Origin of the sequence: Neoluteolibacter marinus (assembly GCF_014904755.1) — a bacterium.
Lineage (GTDB): Bacteria > Verrucomicrobiota > Verrucomicrobiia > Verrucomicrobiales > Akkermansiaceae > Haloferula > Haloferula marina.
The window spans coordinates 73,589-89,846 of record NZ_JACZFQ010000095.1 but is presented as its reverse complement, the minus strand read 5'-3'; the positions used below and the strand labels follow the sequence as shown (position 1 = coordinate 89,846).

Sequence of the window (16,258 nt, the reverse complement as noted above, 5' to 3'; positions counted from 1 at the left end):
AGATCAAAAATTGGTGACTTCGGAAGGGATCCCGATCTCGTCAGGACCGCGGAACAGCGAGGTGCGGCCGTTGCGCCAGATCACGAATCCGGCGAAGTCCCGCTTTCCTTCGCCTGTGACCCGCGGCTCCTCGCCCTTCGGACGGATGCCGGCGCCGATCACGAAGCTGGCCCCTGGCGTCGAACAAATGCCTTCGGAGTTGAACTCATAGTAGAGATACTTCCCGTCGTAATTCGTCTTCCCGAAGGTCACCGACTTGGTATCGAGCTCCCCGGAACCTGTCTTGTGGTTTCGCGAGCTGAACTCCTCGCTGAAGAAAGTCTTCTCCGGCAGGACGGTCGGACGGCTGGCCATCACCCAGTTTTCGGTCGGCTCGCCGTCTTCATCCAACTCCTGGTAGGCAGCAAAGATCCGGCGTTTGAAGGTTTCAGTGTTCTGGATGTCGTCCACGTCCACCATCACCCGGGCTTTGGTGCCTTTCCCGACCGCGATCGCCCGCGCTTCGTCGAAGACTGCCTCTGCGGTTGCCACTGCGCTGGACACGCCTTTACCGCCGATGTTCCTCAAACCCACAGCACCCATGGTGAGCAAAATGGAGATGATCAGGATGACAACGAGGAGCTCGATCAGGCTAAAGCCCCCTGTCGCTCGGGAAGTTCGGAAATTCATAATGGGTTTGGTTTTTTGAATCTGTGCCGTCGGAATGGTCTTTTTGCAAGCTAGAATGTGTTTACATCGCGAGTACCGGATCCCTTTGCGGATCACTGTTCGAAGCGCCCGGCACGCGGTCCGCTGATCCACGCCCAGGCGGTTCGCACCATGTCGCGGACATCGCGATGCTCCGCAACCCAGCCGAGAACCTCCTTGGCGCGGCTGGGATCGGCAAGCAATTGCGGCGGATCGCCAGCACGACGCGGACCGTATTGAACGGGAACGCCCTTGCCGGTGACCTCTTCGACCGCCGCGATGATTTCCTTCACCGAAACGCCGACGCCGGTGCCCAGGTTGCACTGGACGGAGTCGCCTCCAGTACCGAGGTGATCCAAGGCTTTCGCGTGGGCGGTCGCGAGGTCGACGACATGGATGTAGTCGCGCACCCCCGTGCCGTCCGGTGTCGGGTAATCGGTTCCGAAAACATCGACGTGGGAGATTTCCCCGGTCACCGCCATCAAGACGCGCGGGATCAAGTGCGTCTCGGGTTCGTGGTCTTCGCCGATCAATCCGTCCTCCGAAGATCCGCTGGCGTTGAAATAGCGCAGGCAAGCGCTTTTCAAGCCCCAAGCACGGTCGCAGTCGGCGAGCACCCACTCGAGCATGAGCTTGCTCCGGCCGTAAGGATTGATCGGATTCTGTGGGTTTTTTTCTGAAATCGGGATGCTCTCGGGAACCCCGTAGGTGGCGCAGGTCGAGGAGAAGACGAAATTCTTGCAGCCGAACTCCTGCATCACTTCCAGCAAGGTCAGCGGTTCGGCGGTATTGTTCCGGTAGTATTTGAGCGGGTCTGTCACCGACTCGCCAACAAACGCGTAGGCCGCGAAATGCACCACCGCACCGAAATGGTGCTTCTTGAACAATCCTTGCAGCAGTGCCTTGTCGCCCACCTCACCCTCAACCAGTTCCACCCCGTCATCGACGATCGCGTCGCGGTGACCGTAGACCATGTTGTCCAGCACCACGACCTTCCGACCTTGGGATGCGAGCAGGCGGACGGTGTGCGAGCCGATGTATCCGGCTCCTCCGGTAACGAGGACAGAGTCAGTCATGAATGAATTCGAGGCAGCTTGACGCACCGAAGAAATGGATTCCGGGCGATCCTGTCAATGCGCCCGCTGGACTTCGCTGAAATCCGCTGAATAATTTCCCGAAGACCCCGTTTCACCGACATGACCCGAACCACCCGCTGGCTCCACGGCGCTGCCGCTGCCCTGACGACCTTGATCGCCACTTCCTGTTACTACGACCCCTCCTATTCGGGCGGGTATGATGGCGGCTATTACGGGGGGGGCGGACTGAGCACCACCTTCGTTTATACCAGCAGCGACCGTTGGCTCTACGATCCCGCCGTCTACTGCTACTACGACCGCCATCGCCGTTGCTACTACGATCCCTACCTCTACGGCTATTACCCGGTCGGCTACTGTCCGCCGCCCATCTACGGCGGGCATCACCCGGGTGGATGGCGTCCCGGCGGAGGTTACTGCCCGCCCCCGTCGGATTATCGCAACCGGGTGCTTGCCAACTACAAGAACCGCGTCGCCAACCTGAAAGCCAGCAACTACGCGTGGGCGGAGAAGGTCAGGGAGCGGAACGATGCAACGGCAACTGCCTGGAGGAACCAACGGACGCGTGCGGCCGCGAACTTCCAGGCTTCCCGGGAGGCGCAAAGCGTCCGCAACCAGAACATGCGGGCGAACCAGGCCCAGAAGCAGCAGAGCATCCGGGATCAACAGCAGAATTGGGCCGACAAGGTCCGTTCTCAACGGACCAACCAGCAGCAGCAACTCCAGCAACGCTCCCGCCGCACCCCGTACAACCAGCCGGTGACCACGGCGGGGGCAAGCCGTCAGGCACAAGTTCAACCACAGGCCCGTCAACAGGTCCGGCAACCCCAGCCGCCCGCGCCCCAAGGTGGTGGCAAGTGGAAAGAGAAAATGCAGGAGCGGCGCGACAAGCGCAACAATTGAGCCCCGCTCAACGTGACTCTCCGGGCCCGTCCGCAGCTTCGCGGCGGGCCCTTTCTTTTTGCAACTGCTGCAGGTCCACCGGAGACCGCAAGTGCCTGCGGGCCATCAACCAGCCCGCGAGCGCCCCGCCGAAGTGGCAGGAATGGGCGACGGGAAATTCGCCGCCCGCCAACCAGGGGGTGGCGATTGCCAGACCACCGGAGGCCAGCAGCAGCCCCAGTCCCAGATTCCGGGCGGAAACAGGCACCGGCCACATCCGCGAATCCGGAGATGCCGTGGTCAGCCAGAGGATGAGCGCGAACACCGCCCCGGAGGCCCCCACAAGGGGAATGCCCGGAGCCGGCGGCGGGAAAAGCAGGAAGAACAAGCCTCCCCCGATCGCCCCGGCCGCGAAGACTTTCATCAATTCCCCGCCTCCTGAAATCCTCTCGATCCGGCTGCCCGCGGTCATCAGCAGCGTGACGTTGAGCGCCGCGTGGACCCAGCCACCGTGCAGCAGCGCGTGGCTTGCCAGCTGCCATGCCTCACCCGCCGCGATGCCTTCCCGGGAAAGCCCGAGCAGTCGATAAATCCAAGGCACCCTCTCCAGCCCGCCGGCCAGCTGCAGTCCTGCCTGGATGAGGAGCAGTGCCAGCGCGATCACTTGACTGCACCTTGCCGCTCCCAGGTCGGCAACCCACCACTTCATCCGTTGGCTCCATCCGGGCACGGGTGGAGAATGCATGGCCCGGCGAATTTCGGAAGCTCAGCTCTGCGCACGGGCGCGCGGCTCGCGCTTCACGGAGTCATTGCTGCCCGGCGAGGTGACGAAAGGTCCCCCCTCGAGCGGCGCGATCCCGCTGAACGCCACGTCCGGCATTTCGCTCGGGCGCCCTGCCAACGGGAAGTCCTTGCGCAGCGGATGGTAGGGATACCCTTCCCACATCAGGATTCGCTTGAGGTTCGGGTGTCCGCTGAAACGGATCCCCATCATGTCGAAGACCTCGCGTTCATGCCAGTCGGCACCGATCCAGACGTCCGTGACCGAGGGGACCTCCTCCTCTTCGGAGACCTTCGATTTGACCCGCAGGTGCTTGGAGTCGTCCACCGTCGCCAGCTCGTAGACCATCTCGAACCGGGGCTCCTCACCGAAGTGATCCAGGCTCGAGATATCGATGATCATTTCGTAGCCGAGTTCCTTCTGCGCCGTCGCCAGCACGTCGTGGAGCACCCCGAGATTGACGCAAATCGTGTGTTCGCCCCGGAACTCCTTGGTCCCGACCACGTCCGCACCGAATTTCGCGGACAAACTCTCAATATCCTTCGCGGCAGACATGGGAAATTCAGGCGATGTCTTCGAAAAACTCCTTCTTCTGGTTCTGCAGCGCGGCTTCGCCCTCAATCTTGGCCTGCACTTTCATCAGGCCTTCAATCAATGCCTCGGGCCGCGGCGGGCAGCCGGAAACGTAGACGTCCACCGGAATCAGCCGGTCGATCCCCTGCAACACCGCGTAGCTGCGATACATGCCGCCCGAGGAAGCACAGGCGCCCATGGCGATGCACCACTTCGGTTCCGGCATCTGGTCCCAGATCCGCTTGACGGCCAGCGCCATTTTGTAGGTCACCGTCCCGGAAACAATCATCACGTCGGCCTGACGCGGCGAGAAGCGCATCACCTCCATCCCGAAGCGGGACAAGTCGAAGCGTGAACAGGCCGAGGCCATCATCTCGATCGCGCAGCAGGCGAGCCCCATCGGCATCGGCCACAGCGAGTTCTTGCGCATCCAGTTGATGGCGGCGTCGACGCGGGTGAAGATCACATTGCCCTCGATTTTCGAATCGTAGGCCGTGTGGGCAGTCTGAATGGAGTCGCTGACCATGCTCGTTGGCGCGCACGATGCCCCTGCCCCGCCCGCCTCTCAAGCCGTTTGTGAAATATTTCACAAGCTCCGTTGTCCGGGCTCCCCACCGATCCCGCTTGCCAGCCCGGCGTGGTCATGCTGGACCGTTCCATGCGCATCCTCCCCGCGGTATCCGTCCACTTCCGGCACCGGCTCTTGATCGCCTGGCTTGGCTTGTCGGGTCTGGCAATGGCGGCACCGATCGACGCCGAGCGCGTTTGGACCGGCACCAATGGCAAGACGATCCGCGCCAGCCTTTTCCAGATCCTGGAAGACGGGGAGCTCCTCGAATTGGCGACCGGCGACGGGAAGATTGTCAGGATCAAGGTCTCCAGCCTTGCCGAGCCCGACCGCAATCTGGTGGAAGCCCATTTGAACGCACGGAAACCGAAGGCGGAAGAAGCGCCGGATTTGACACAGTTCCAGCCAACCGCCGAGCCGGTCCGTGACACACTTCCCGCGATCGACCCCGCCGAGTTCGCCATCAAATCCAACGAGAGCCTCTCTGCAGCCTTCGTCACCTTCCTGCTGTGGTGGGAACAGGAAGGGGTCCTGCCCATCCCCAAGCGGGGCGACCTGAACTCCAAAGTCACATGGGCACGCAAACGGATGCTCCGCTACTGTGACGACCGGAACTCCCTGAGCCGTGGCCTAGCGGGCATCGGCGAGTATTTCAGGAAAGAGCTGGAGAACGTCGCGACCTACCGGGCAAAGACCGATCACGACATGAGCCCGGCCAACCTGGCGCGCTGCGCCACCGGGGCCAATGCGGTGATCTTGTCCACGACGCTGCGCTACAAGAACGGCGCCCAGTTTTCGCACTCGGTTTCCCTCGCCAGTGCCACCGCGGAGGGAAAGGCGGTGATCTACAGCTGGGGCAAGAAATTCACGGGGCAGATCAAGGTGATGAAGGCGGATCCCAAGCCAATCACCCTGGACCAACAAACGGTGTCCCGCACGATTTACGAATTCGAAATCTCCAATCGCGGGGATCTGCCAACCCGCTATCAGGACGCTGAAGTTCGCATTCTCCTGGATCCCGGCACCAGAGACGGGATCTTGCTGGTAAAACCGTTTGTCTACGGGAGGGCCGGTCACCGAGCTCCAGCTCCACCCGACCCGCTCTTCGACCGGCGGGACACGACCGACCCGCCTCTGCCGCCAGCTCCCGACCTGAAAGTTCCGGCCGAGATCCGCTTCGTCTCCGGCGTGCCGGTGGAACGCACATGGCACCTCGGCAACGGCAGCAAGGTCGAGGGACGCCTGACCGGCGCGACCGGCCCTTCCCTCACGATCAAAGGCCGGAACGGCAAGGTGTCCACGATCGAGGAATCGGAGCTGACCCAGGAAGACAGGGCGATCGTGGTGTTCTGGCGAGGCACTCTCGGAGCCGTGGTGGCAGTGCCTCGCCTCGAGCTGACCTATCGGCTGACCCGCCCGAAAGACCGGATCGTCGAAATCAAGGTCGACTGCGAGGGACCTCGGTGCCGGGTGACCTTGCCCGGCAGCCGCAAGCACCTGGTCCTCGACATCGAGTCCGGGGCCTTCCTGACCCGTTCCCATCCGAACGCTCGCTCCGTGGAACGGGTCACCGCGGGCAAGTTCGCGGCCTCGAAGATCTTCCCGGCGATTGATTTCAACCTGGGGACCCGCCCGGTCGACCGCTACCAGACCTTTTACGACGGGCTGCCAGGCACCCGTTGGTCGAACGACTTTCCCTTCCCCAGCCGGAGCATCGTGTGTCCCTTCAACACCTCGGGTCATACCGTCAAACACCCGCGCGTCGATTACTCGCGGGTGGACGCCCCGGCCGTCATGACCGGTCTCTATCAGCTGCTGGCCGGCCAATCGGCTCTCGACAAGCCGGGGCCGCAGGGGAGCCCGATCGTTTTCAGCGATGGGTTCGGGACCTCCTTCCACCAAGGCTTCCAGCACCTGCTCCCCGTTCTCAGGCGAGCCTCGATGCTGCCATTGCGGATCGAGTGGACCAACGACTACAACCGTTCGATCCTCGACGAGGAGCTCAGGCAGGAGATGGCCGGAAAGTTCCTCCTCGAGCTGGTCCAGGCACGCGTGCCGGATGGATTCCCCGACGATCACTTCGACCTCCCCGCCGAAGCAAACGCCGCCGAACCCGGAACGTTCCAGGTCCTGTCGAAGCCCTGATGGATGAATTCAAATCCCCACGCTTGTCACTGTGCCGTGGAGGGATGAATCTCCGCCGCCCATGAACCGCATCGATGCCGCCTTCGAGAGACTCCGCCACGAAGGGAAGAAAGCTTTTGTCGCCTATGTCGCCGCCGGCGACCCGTCCTTCGAAGCCTCCCTGGACGTCGTCAAGGCGCTCGCCGATGCCGGCTCGGATGTGATCGAGCTGGGACTGCCCTTCTCCGACCCCCTCGCCGACGGCATCGTCAACCAGATGGCCGCCGACCGCGCGCTGAAGTCCGGGATGACCACCGCCCGCTCGCTCGAGCTGATCCGCCGCTTCCGCGAAACCCACCAGACGCCGATCGTCCTCTTCACTTACCTGAATCCGGTCTTCACCTACGGATTCGAAAAATTCCACGCCGACGCCGCAGCGGCCGGCGCCGATGGCATCCTGCTGCTCGATCTGCCACCGGACGAAGCGAAAGAAAACGACGACCTCGCCCGCGGGGAGGGTCTCAAGCACATCCGCCTGATTGCCCCGACCACCCCCGACGACCGCGTGAAGCTGCTCGCGGAAAGCGGCGAAGGCTTCATCTACGCGCTCTCCCGCACCGGCGTCACCGGCGCTCATGGGGTTCCTTCCGAAGGGATTGGCGCCCAGGTGGCAAAGATCCGCCAGCACACGGAAACGCCCGTCTGCGTCGGCTTCGGGATCACCACGCCCGACCAGGCCTCGATGGTTGCGAAAAGCGCCGACGGGGTGATCGTCGGCTCCGCCATCGTGAAGCAGATCGAACTCAACCCCGGCCGCGCCGCCGATGCCGTGCGCGAGCTGGTGACCCCGCTGATCGCCGCCACCAAGTCCGCCTGATCCTTCAAATCGACAATCCGATGCTCCTCCACTTCTACAAGATGAACGGCGCCGGCAACGACTTCGTTGTCATCGACAACCGCGACCTCTCGATCTCCCTCGACAAGGACCAGATCGAGGCCCTCTGCGACCGCCACCGCGGCGTCGGGGCCGATGGCTTGCTCGCCGTTGAACCGGCGGAAAATGGCGCCGATTTCAAGTTCCGCTACTACAATGCCGACGGCGGTGAGGCCGAGATGTGCGGCAACGGCGCGCGCTGCTTCGGGCGCTTCACCGCGGCACTGATGGACGAATCCCCGGATCGCGTGACTTTCGAAACGATCGCCGGCACCCTCGCCGCGGAGCTCGTCGACGAGAACATCCGCATCGCGATGTCGGAACCCAAGGACCTTGCTCTCGAGACCGGCGCCGCCGTTCCGGGACTCGACGCCACCCTCCGTTTCGTCAACACCGGCGTCCCCCACGTCGTGGCCTTCGTCGATGACCTCGCGGGAACCGAGGTGGTCAAGCACGGCGCGGCGATCCGTTACCACGAGGCCTTTGCTCCCGCCGGGACCAACGCGAATTTCGCCACGGTGCTGGAGCCCGGCCACATCGCCATCCGCACCTATGAGCGCGGCGTCGAGGACGAGACGCTCGCCTGCGGCACCGGCATGGTCGCCTGCGCCCTGATGCACCACCTGCTCACCGGCGCGCCGTCTCCGATAAAGGTCGACGTCAAGGGCGGTGACACGCTGGAAATCGGGTTCGAGAAGACCGGCGATGCATCGTTCAACAAGGTGACCCTCACCGGCCCCGCCGATTTCGTCTTCGAGGGCGACATCGAGATCTGACCACGACAGGGAAATTGCGCCCGCACCGGCTTACGGGTTGAAGACCGGCGCGGGATGTTCATTCTCCGCCCGCCATGACCTTCCGAGGCACCTACACAGCGCTCATCACTCCCTTCCGCGACGGCAAGATCGACACGGCCGCCTTCAAGGCCCTCATCGATCGCCAGGTCGCCGCGGGAATCACGGGAATCGTCCCCGTCGGCACCACCGGCGAATCGCCGACGCTCGACATGGACGAGCACATCGAGGTGATCCGCTTGGCCGCCGAGTTCGCCGCCGGCCGCTGCCAGGTCGTGGCCGGTACCGGCGCGAACTCCACCACGGAAGCGATCGAGCTGACCCAGGCCGCCGAAAAGGCCGGCGCGACCGGAACCCTCCAGGTTTGCCCCTACTACAACAAGCCCTCGCAGGAAGGCCTCTACCAGCATTTCAAGGTCATCGCGGAGAACACCGGCCTGCCGGTGATGCTCTACAGCGTGCCAGGTCGAAGCAGCATCGAGATCGCGGTCGAAACCACCGTGCGCCTGGCTGCCGACTGCAAGAACATCGTCTCCATCAAGGAGGCCGGCGGATCAGTCGAGCGGGTGAACCAGCTTTTCAGTGCGGTCCCCGAGGACTTCACGATCCTCTCCGGCGACGACCCGCTGACCTTGCCCTTCATGGCTTGCGGTGCCGTCGGCTTGGTGTCGGTCGCCGCCAACCTCGTGCCCGAAGTGCTGGTGAAGCTGGTCCAGACCTGCCTCGACGGCGATTTCCCGGCTGCCCTGGCGCAGCAGAAGAAGTGGTATCCGCTGTTCCGCTCGCTGATGTCCCTCGAAACCAATCCCGTCCCGATCAAGGAAGCCGTCGCCCTCCGGGGTCACTGCGGCAACGAGTTCCGTCTTCCCTTGGTTCCGCTCGCGGAAGCCCAGCGCGAGACCTTGCGCACCCTGCTCCGCGACTTCGAGCTGCTGGGCTGATCGGACCAACCCGAACCTGATTCCCCATGATTCAATTGCTAGTCACCGGCATGTCCGGCCGGATGGGCCAGGCAGTGCTCCAGGCCGCCGGCGAAGAACCGGCCGTCACCGTCGCCGCCACCCACGATGCGGGCGAGAATCTTGCCGCTGCCATCGCCCAGGCGAACACGGTCATCGATTTCACGATGCACAAGTTCACCGGCGAACTCGTCGAAGCCGCGCTTGAAAACGGCACCCATCTTGTCATCGGCACCACCGGTCACACCGAGGACGAGCGCGAGTTAATCCGCCAGGCGGCGGAAAAGATCCCGATCGTCTACGCACCGAACTTCTCGGTGGGCGTCAACACCCTGTTCTGGCTCACCCAGAAGGCCGCCCGCATCCTGACCCAAGACCGCTTCGACATCGAGGTGACGGAAATGCATCACCGCCACAAGATCGATGCCCCGTCCGGCACCGCCCGCCGCCTCCTCGAGATCCTCAACGAGGAAACCGGGACTTCCTACGACAAGGACATCGCCCACGGTCGCTTCGGCAACGTCGGTCCGCGGCCACCCCGTGAGATCGGCATGCACACCCTGCGCGGCGGGGATGTCGTTGGAGACCACACGGTGATGTTCGCCGCCGACGGGGAGCGCATCGAGCTCACCCACAAGGCGAGTTCCCGGATGACCTTCGCCGCCGGAGCCGTTCGCGCCGCGGTCTGGCTCTACGACAAGCCCGCAGGTCTCTATGACATGCAGGATGTGCTTGAGCTTCGCTAGCTTCAAACGTTTATCGCCAGGAACTCGCGTTGATTTTAACGCGCGAACCTTACAAAGGGAAATCCTGCCGTGAGCGGAACAAAAGTCGGGATTGCCCTCGGTTCGAACCTCGGAAACCGACTGCGCCACCTGCAGGACGCCCGCGATTTGCTGCGGAAAATCGCCACGCCGGGAAGTCTTATCCAGGCCCCGGTTTATCAAACCGCACCGGTCGCCTGCCCACCGCACTCGCCGGACTTTTACAACACCGTCGTCGAGCTGGACTATCCGGGAACGCCCCACGAGCTGCTCGACGCGACCCAGGCCATCGAATTCCACCTCGGGCGCCAGAAGGTTTCCGAAGTCAATGCACCCCGGGTGATCGATCTCGACCTGCTCTACTTCGGCGACGAACGGATCGACGGTGACATCCTCGACCTCCCCCACCCCCGGCTCACATCGCGGCGCTTCGTCCTGCAACCCCTCGCGGACCTGCGGCCCGACCTGATCTTGCCCGGCGATCAGGTTTCGATTGCCGAGCACCTGATGCACCTAGATTCTAGCGAGCCGCCGCTCGTCACCGTCCAGGCGGTGTGGTAACCCCTAGTCTCCCGTGACCGGACCCGAAAAAGCCCAAGCCATCGCCTCCCGCAAAGCCTCGGGCCCGCCGGTTTCGATGCTTACCGCCTACGACTACCCGACCGCCCGCCTCTTCGACGAGGCCGGCATCGACGTCCTGCTCGTCGGTGATTCCCTCGGCATGGTCGTCCTCGGTTATCCGGACACCACTCATGTGACGCTCGATCACATGCTTCACCATGTCGCCGCCGTCGCCCGTGCCAAGCCGCGAGCCTTGGTCATCGGCGACCTCCCCATTGCCACCTACCCCGACCCGGCCACGGCCCTCGCGAATGCTTGCCGCCTTGTCGATGCCGGTGCCGAGGCGGTGAAGCTGGAAGGCGGCGTGCGCCAGGCCGCCAAGGTGAGGGCCATCGTCGAGGCCGGCATTCCGGTCTGCGGTCACCTCGGGATGCTTCCCCAGCGGGTGCTCGAGGAAGGCGGCTACAAGAAAAAGGGCAAGACGCCGGAACAGAGCGCGGCCTTGCTGGAAGGTGCCCAATCACTCATCGATGCCGGGGTTTTCGCCATCGTGATTGAAAGCGTGGTCCCGGACACCGCCGCCTGGCTCACGGCCCGGATTCCCGTCCCGACCATCGGCATTGGCTGCGGCGAGCATACCTGCGATGGCGAGGTTGCGGTTGCCACCGATCTCATCGGTTCTTTCCCGTGGTTCGTGCCGCCCTTTGCCAAGCCGGAAGCCGATGTCGCCTCGCAGATTTCCGCCGCCGCCGCGGCCTATCACTCCCGTGTCCAGCGGGCGCCCGTCGCCGATCTTGGTTAGCCCCGAAAAACAAGCCGCCCTCGCGGAACGGATGGCCGCCCTGGGCATCACGGAGGACGATCTCGTCGAAAAATTCATCCTCGGGTCCGGCTCCGGGGGGCAAAAGATCAACAAGACCTCCTCCTGCGTTTACCTGAAGCACCTGCCCAGCGGCATCGAGATCAAATGTCAGGCCAACCGGTCGCGGGAGATGAACCGCTACCAGGCACGCCGCGACCTTTGCGACAGCCTGGACGAAATCCGCTTGGGCAAGGCCTCCGCCCGGCAACAGGCCTTCGAAAAGATCCGTCGCCAGAAACGCCAGCGTTCGCGCCGCTCGAAACAACGGTCGGTGGCGGACAAGCGCCATCACTCCAAGGTGAAGAACCTGCGCAAGAGTCCGGGCGGCATGGACTGAATCCCGTCGGCGGCGGACCTATGTCGGGGAGAATATCGCCTTACTTGACGATTGACTTCCTGATAGTAAATCGCTAGCGATTCCCACGCTTCACCCGACACTGATTCCCGGCAACATCGCTGGAATGGTGTTCACCCATATCCCCCATGAACAAAGCCCAAGGAGCCTTCGTGCTCTCGCTTCTCTCGTTGGTTGCCGGAGCTTCCGGCGTCACCATCACGACCAATGGCCAATCCGCATCGACCACGGTCGCCGGGTTGACCGATAGCACCCCGCCCACGACCCAGGCCCTCCCTAACAACGGCTCGATTTCAGCGATTGCGGGTGCGCTTGGCCAAACCGATCTCGGCGGAGGCAGCTGGCAATTCAATGGCACCACGCTCGGCAATTTGTCCGCTTCGCGTGGCGGCACCGGCGCTAATACGGACGTCGTCGCCTCCGCCCAGATCCTCTACCAGATCGTCTTCACCCTCGGTGTCGGGGAATCGGCGGATGTCATCCTCGATCTCGGCTACAGCCTCAGCGAGGTTGGCATCAACGGAACCCTCAACTGGAATCTCAACGGCCCCGGCGGTGCCGTCACCGCCATTTCCGGCAACGTCGGCAGCAGCGCCACCAACGAGAGCCTGCTCAACCAAACAATCAGCCAGCAGCAAGCATCGCTCACGTCCGCGGGGACCTACACCTTCAGCCTGACCGGCGCCATGCCGTCACAGACGACCAACAAGAGCCAATCGGTCAGCCTTGCGATCAATTCCGTCGATTTCCGGATCAATGCAACCGCGGTTCCCGAGCCGGCAAGCGCGGTTTTCGGGGCGCTCGGAGCCGGTGCCCTGCTGCTTCGCCGCCGACGCCGCAATCTCGCCTAGGCAACACTCCGCAAGCGGGACTAAGTTCCCGCCATGCGACAGTACCTCGATCTCCTGCGTGACGTCCTCGAGCACGGCGAGGAGCGCGGCGACCGCACCGGCACCGGCACCCTGTCGGTGTTCGGCCGCCAGGTCCGCTACGATTTGCGCGAAGGCTTCCCCTGCCTGACCACCAAGAAGCTCCATCTGCGCTCGATCATCCACGAACTGCTGTGGTTCCTGAAGGGCGACACCAATATCGCCTACCTCAAGGAAAACGGCGTGCGGATCTGGGACGAGTGGGCCGACGAGAGCGGTGACCTCGGTCCGGTCTACGGCCGCCAATGGCGGTCCTTTCCTTCTCCGGACGGCCGCACGATCGACCAGATCGGCGAGCTGGTCCACGGGCTCAAGGGTGACCCGCACTCACGCCGCCACCTGGTGGTTGCCTGGAATCCGGGGGAACTCAACCGGATGGCCCTGCCGCCGTGCCATTGCTTGTTCCAGTTCTTCGTCCACGAGCCCGAATCCGACCGCCCCGGGCTGTCCTGCCAGCTCTACCAGCGCTCGGCCGACCTCTTCCTCGGCGTGCCGTTCAACATCGCGTCCTATGCGCTGTTGACCCAAATGCTGGCCCAGGTCTGCGGCTTCGAGGCCCGCGAATTCATCCACACCTTCGGCGACCTCCACCTCTACAAGAACCACCTCGACCAGGCCCGCGAGCAACTCACCCGCGCACCACGGCCGCTTCCGAGCATGTGGATCAACCCGGAGGTCACCGAGATCGACGGCTTCTGCGGTGATGATTTCCGCCTGGAGAACTACGATCCTCTTCCGCACATCAAGGCCGAGGTCTCGGTATGAAACTGATCGCCATCGTCGCCATGACCCCGGACCGGGTGATCGGTCGCGACGGGACCCTGCCCTGGCATCTCCCGGAAGACCTCGCGTTCTTCAAGCGGACCACCTCCGGTCACCCGATCGTCATGGGCCGCAAGACCTACGACTCGATCGGCCGGCCCCTGCCGAAGCGCCGCAACATCGTGGTCACCCGGGATCCCGGCTGGTCGGCCGACGGGGTGGAGGCAATTCATTCGCCCGGGGCACTTTCCGGCCTCGACCTCGAAGGCGACGTCTTCATCATCGGCGGCTCAAGGATCTACGAGGCATTCCTGCCGTATCTCGACGAACTGCTCGTTTCCCACGTCCATCATCCCTACCCCGGCGACACGCGTTTCCCGGCGTTCGAGGAGCGGTTCGGACCGGGCGAGATCATCGAGTCGCACGAAGCCTTTGACGTCCGCCGCTATCACCGCATCACTCCCTGAATCATTCCCACCATGGCTACATTTGAACTCGAAGGCACCCTCAAGCACCTCTTTGACACCCAGACCTTCGCCAGCGGCTTCAGCAAGCGGGAGTTCGTGCTGGAAGTGCAGGACGGCAAGTTCCCGCAGATGATCAAGTTCGAGTGTCTCAAGGACAAGACCTCGATGCTCGACGGACTCAGCATCGGCGATCCCGTGAAAGTCGCCTTCGACATCCGCGGCAGCGAATACAAGGAGCGCTTCTACGTGAATCTCAACGCCTGGAAAATCTCCAAGGCCGACGGCGCGGGCGGCGACGACGAACCGCCGCGCGGCAGCTCGTCCTTCGACGAGCAGTTCGACAACGAGCCCGACATGTCGGACGACATCCCGTTCTAAACCGGCATTTTCAGGGCGATCCGCCGGATTCCATCCAGGGCGGACTGGCTGGTCGCCAGCTTGAAGTCCTTGCGGTTCCGCGGGTGCAACTTCCGGACCGCGACGGTGGGCCGGTCTTTCGCGGCCCAGGCTAGCCACACGGTGCCAACCGGCTTGTCCTCCGACCCTCCGTCAGGACCCGCGATCCCGGTCACCGCGACGGCAATGTCCACCCCGCTGACACACAGCGCTCCTTCGGCCATGGCCTTGGCGACCGGCTCGCTCACCGCGCCGTGTTCGTCGAGCAGCAATTGGGGCACGCCAAGCAGGTCGCGCTTCGCCTCGTTGGCATAGGTGACGAAGCCGTGGGTGAACACCGCGCTACTGCCCGGAACATCGGTGACCCGGTTCGCGATCAGGCCACCGGTGCAGCTTTCCGCGGTCGCCAGCGTCAATCCGCGCTCGCCTAAAAGACGCACCACCGTCGCCTCGAGTGACGAACCATCATCGGAGAAGATCTCCTTCGCGAACTTCGCCATCGCGATCTCCCGCCCCGCCGCAATCGCCGCTTTGTCGCCGATCAGGCGCAGGTCGACCTCGCCGATCCGCGCACAATAGCCGACTTCCAGCCCCGGCACCTGCGCCAGGTCCGCATCGACCTCCTGCTGAAGATCGCTTTCCCCCACCCCCGCCAGCTTCATTTCCAGCAATCCCGGTGCCGCGGCAAGCCCGGCCAGCGCCACCAAGCGCGGGATCACCTCGTCGCGGAACATCGGGTAGAGCTCACGCGGCGGCCCGGGCAGGAGGAAAATCGCGCAGTTGGCCGCCTTGTTCAGCCGCGGCGGCACATAGATCCCCGGCGCGGTGCCGTTGGCATTCGCCAGCACGTCGGCGCCGACGATCACCTGCGCCTGCTTGCGGTTGGCCTCGGCCATCACCTTGTTGCGGGCCGCAAAGAAGGCCTCGAGCGAGCGCATGGCGGCCTCGTCCTCGATCAAGTCGGCCCCCACCACTTCGGCCGCCGCCTCCCGGGTCAGGTCATCGCTGGTCGGCCCGAGGCCCCCGGTGACGATCACCGCGTCGGCCCGCGACACGCATTCACGCAGGGCGATCGTGATCGCGTCGCCGTCCGGAACGGTGGTCAGCCGCTGGATCCGCATGCCCAGCTTGAAGAGCTGCTCGCCGAACCACTTGCCGTGGGTGTTCAAGGTGGTGCCGAGCAGTAGCTCGGTGCCGGTGTTCAGGATCTCGATGCGCACGCGCCGACAGAAGACCGGAATCCCCGCGAATCAAGCCCGCGGTCAGTCTTTCCAGTCGATCTCCTTGGCGTCCGCCCAGAGATCCTCGAGACCGTAATAGTCGCGCAACTCGTCGTGCATGACGTGGACCATCACATCGATGTAATCGAGCACCACCCAGCGGGTGTCGGCATTGCCCTCCGCGTTGCAGGGCTTGGCTCCATACTTTTCGTCCACCTCGCCGCGGATGTCGCGCAGGATCGCCCGCAGGTGCGGCATCGACGAGCCCGAGCAAACGATCATGAAATCGGTCAGGTTCGACAGCCCCCGCAAGTCCCACACACGGATCTTCTCCGCCTGGATGTTGTCCGCGGCATTCGCGCACGCCTTCGCCAATTCAAGTCCTTCGATTGCCATATACTCCCGCTCGGGGCGCGGACCGTAGCGCCTTCCCGCGGGATGGCCAATCAATTTCAAGGGATTGCGACGGTGCCGGCCCGGGAGCCCCGGCCTGAGGTTGCGGGAGCATTTCTCGTCTTAACTCTTCCCCCGCACCAATCAGCCCCA

20 protein-coding genes are annotated in these 16,258 nt (G+C 63.6%); 13 read left to right on the top strand and 7 right to left on the bottom strand.

Annotated features, from left to right (window positions below):
• Nucleotides 1-3 precede the first annotated feature (3 nt).
• Both IG178_RS18045 and galE read right to left on the bottom strand, forming a co-directional pair.
• Complete coding sequence (locus tag IG178_RS18045) at nucleotides 4-765, bottom strand: prepilin-type N-terminal cleavage/methylation domain-containing protein (protein WP_193213972.1); 762 nt, start codon at nucleotides 763-765, stop codon at nucleotides 4-6.
• The gene (gene galE, locus IG178_RS18040) at nucleotides 762-1,763 is read right to left on the bottom strand and encodes a UDP-glucose 4-epimerase GalE (RefSeq protein WP_193213971.1); all 1,002 of its coding nucleotides are present in this window, start codon (nucleotides 1,761-1,763) and stop codon (nucleotides 762-764) included. The genes IG178_RS18045 and galE overlap by 4 nt, the downstream gene beginning before the upstream one ends.
• Before the next feature lie 120 nt (nucleotides 1,764-1,883).
• Here galE and IG178_RS18035 point away from each other — a divergent pair, with 120 nt between their 5' ends.
• Complete coding sequence (locus tag IG178_RS18035) at nucleotides 1,884-2,684, top strand: hypothetical protein (protein WP_193213970.1); 801 nt, start codon at nucleotides 1,884-1,886, stop codon at nucleotides 2,682-2,684.
• Between the two features lie 7 nt (nucleotides 2,685-2,691).
• Here IG178_RS18035 and IG178_RS18030 read toward each other — a convergent pair whose 3' ends face one another.
• The 3 genes from IG178_RS18030 to nuoB are packed head-to-tail and all read right to left on the bottom strand — an operon-like array spanning nucleotide 2,692 to nucleotide 4,543.
• Nucleotides 2,692-3,408 (bottom strand): rhomboid family intramembrane serine protease, encoded by a 717-nt coding sequence (locus IG178_RS18030; protein ID WP_226895558.1) that lies wholly within the window; start codon nucleotides 3,406-3,408, stop codon nucleotides 2,692-2,694.
• A 21-nt stretch (nucleotides 3,409-3,429) separates the two neighbouring features.
• A complete protein-coding gene (locus tag IG178_RS18025; RefSeq protein WP_193213968.1) occupies nucleotides 3,430-3,999 on the bottom strand; it encodes an NADH-quinone oxidoreductase subunit C in 570 nt (189 codons plus the stop codon).
• A 7-nt stretch (nucleotides 4,000-4,006) separates the two neighbouring features.
• Entirely contained in the window at nucleotides 4,007-4,543 is a 537-nt protein-coding gene (gene nuoB / locus IG178_RS18020; protein WP_193213967.1) for an NADH-quinone oxidoreductase subunit NuoB, read from the bottom strand.
• Between the two features lie 132 nt (nucleotides 4,544-4,675).
• On the opposite strand from nuoB, the gene IG178_RS18015 reads away from it, so the two are divergent.
• The 12 genes from IG178_RS18015 to IG178_RS17960 all read left to right on the top strand — a co-directional run bounded on the left by IG178_RS18015 (nucleotide 4,676) and on the right by IG178_RS17960 (nucleotide 14,474).
• Nucleotides 4,676-6,730, top strand: a complete 2,055-nt coding sequence (locus IG178_RS18015; RefSeq protein ID WP_193213966.1) for a hypothetical protein — start codon at nucleotides 4,676-4,678, stop codon at nucleotides 6,728-6,730.
• 61 nt (nucleotides 6,731-6,791) lie between these two features.
• Nucleotides 6,792-7,586 (top strand): tryptophan synthase subunit alpha, encoded by a 795-nt coding sequence (gene trpA, locus IG178_RS18010; RefSeq protein ID WP_193213965.1) that lies wholly within the window; start codon nucleotides 6,792-6,794, stop codon nucleotides 7,584-7,586.
• A gap of 20 nt (nucleotides 7,587-7,606) precedes the next feature.
• Nucleotides 7,607-8,419, top strand: coding sequence for a diaminopimelate epimerase (gene dapF, locus IG178_RS18005; protein ID WP_226895557.1), 813 nt, complete (start codon nucleotides 7,607-7,609; stop codon nucleotides 8,417-8,419).
• Nucleotides 8,420-8,493: 74 nt separating this feature from the next.
• On the top strand, nucleotides 8,494-9,378 hold the full coding sequence (gene dapA, locus IG178_RS18000; protein WP_193213964.1) for a 4-hydroxy-tetrahydrodipicolinate synthase: 885 nt from the start codon (nucleotides 8,494-8,496) through the stop codon (nucleotides 9,376-9,378).
• A 26-nt stretch (nucleotides 9,379-9,404) separates the two neighbouring features.
• Nucleotides 9,405-10,142, top strand: coding sequence for a 4-hydroxy-tetrahydrodipicolinate reductase (gene dapB, locus IG178_RS17995; RefSeq protein ID WP_193213963.1), 738 nt, complete (start codon nucleotides 9,405-9,407; stop codon nucleotides 10,140-10,142).
• Between the two features lie 69 nt (nucleotides 10,143-10,211).
• Entirely contained in the window at nucleotides 10,212-10,721 is a 510-nt protein-coding gene (gene folK, locus IG178_RS17990) for a 2-amino-4-hydroxy-6-hydroxymethyldihydropteridine diphosphokinase (RefSeq protein ID WP_193213962.1), read from the top strand.
• A 13-nt stretch (nucleotides 10,722-10,734) separates the two neighbouring features.
• Nucleotides 10,735-11,523, top strand: a complete 789-nt coding sequence (gene panB, locus IG178_RS17985; RefSeq protein WP_343226009.1) for a 3-methyl-2-oxobutanoate hydroxymethyltransferase — start codon at nucleotides 10,735-10,737, stop codon at nucleotides 11,521-11,523.
• The gene (locus IG178_RS17980; RefSeq protein WP_226895556.1) at nucleotides 11,516-11,920 is read left to right on the top strand and encodes a peptide chain release factor family protein; all 405 of its coding nucleotides are present in this window, start codon (nucleotides 11,516-11,518) and stop codon (nucleotides 11,918-11,920) included. Before panB ends, IG178_RS17980 begins: the two co-directional genes overlap by 8 nt.
• 146 nt (nucleotides 11,921-12,066) lie before the next feature.
• Nucleotides 12,067-12,789: a hypothetical protein gene (locus IG178_RS17975; protein WP_193213960.1), complete on the top strand. Its 723-nt coding sequence runs from the start codon at nucleotides 12,067-12,069 to the stop codon at nucleotides 12,787-12,789.
• Nucleotides 12,790-12,822: 33 nt separating this feature from the next.
• A complete protein-coding gene (locus tag IG178_RS17970) occupies nucleotides 12,823-13,632 on the top strand; it encodes a thymidylate synthase (RefSeq protein WP_193213959.1) in 810 nt (269 codons plus the stop codon).
• The gene (locus IG178_RS17965) at nucleotides 13,629-14,096 is read left to right on the top strand and encodes a dihydrofolate reductase (protein ID WP_193213958.1); all 468 of its coding nucleotides are present in this window, start codon (nucleotides 13,629-13,631) and stop codon (nucleotides 14,094-14,096) included. Before IG178_RS17970 ends, IG178_RS17965 begins: the two co-directional genes overlap by 4 nt.
• Before the next feature lie 12 nt (nucleotides 14,097-14,108).
• Nucleotides 14,109-14,474, top strand: coding sequence for a DUF3127 domain-containing protein (locus IG178_RS17960; RefSeq protein ID WP_193213957.1), 366 nt, complete (start codon nucleotides 14,109-14,111; stop codon nucleotides 14,472-14,474).
• On the opposite strand, the gene IG178_RS17955 is transcribed toward IG178_RS17960, so the two are convergent.
• Nucleotides 14,471-15,712 (bottom strand): competence/damage-inducible protein A, encoded by a 1,242-nt coding sequence (locus IG178_RS17955; RefSeq protein WP_343226008.1) that lies wholly within the window; start codon nucleotides 15,710-15,712, stop codon nucleotides 14,471-14,473. The genes IG178_RS17960 and IG178_RS17955 overlap by 4 nt on opposite strands.
• A gap of 42 nt (nucleotides 15,713-15,754) precedes the next feature.
• Nucleotides 15,755-16,108 carry a ribosome silencing factor gene (gene rsfS, locus IG178_RS17950; RefSeq protein WP_193213956.1) on the bottom strand — a complete coding sequence of 118 codons (354 nt, stop codon included), beginning with the start codon at nucleotides 16,106-16,108 and terminating at the stop codon, nucleotides 15,755-15,757.
• Nucleotides 16,109-16,258: the final 150 nt, after the last annotated feature.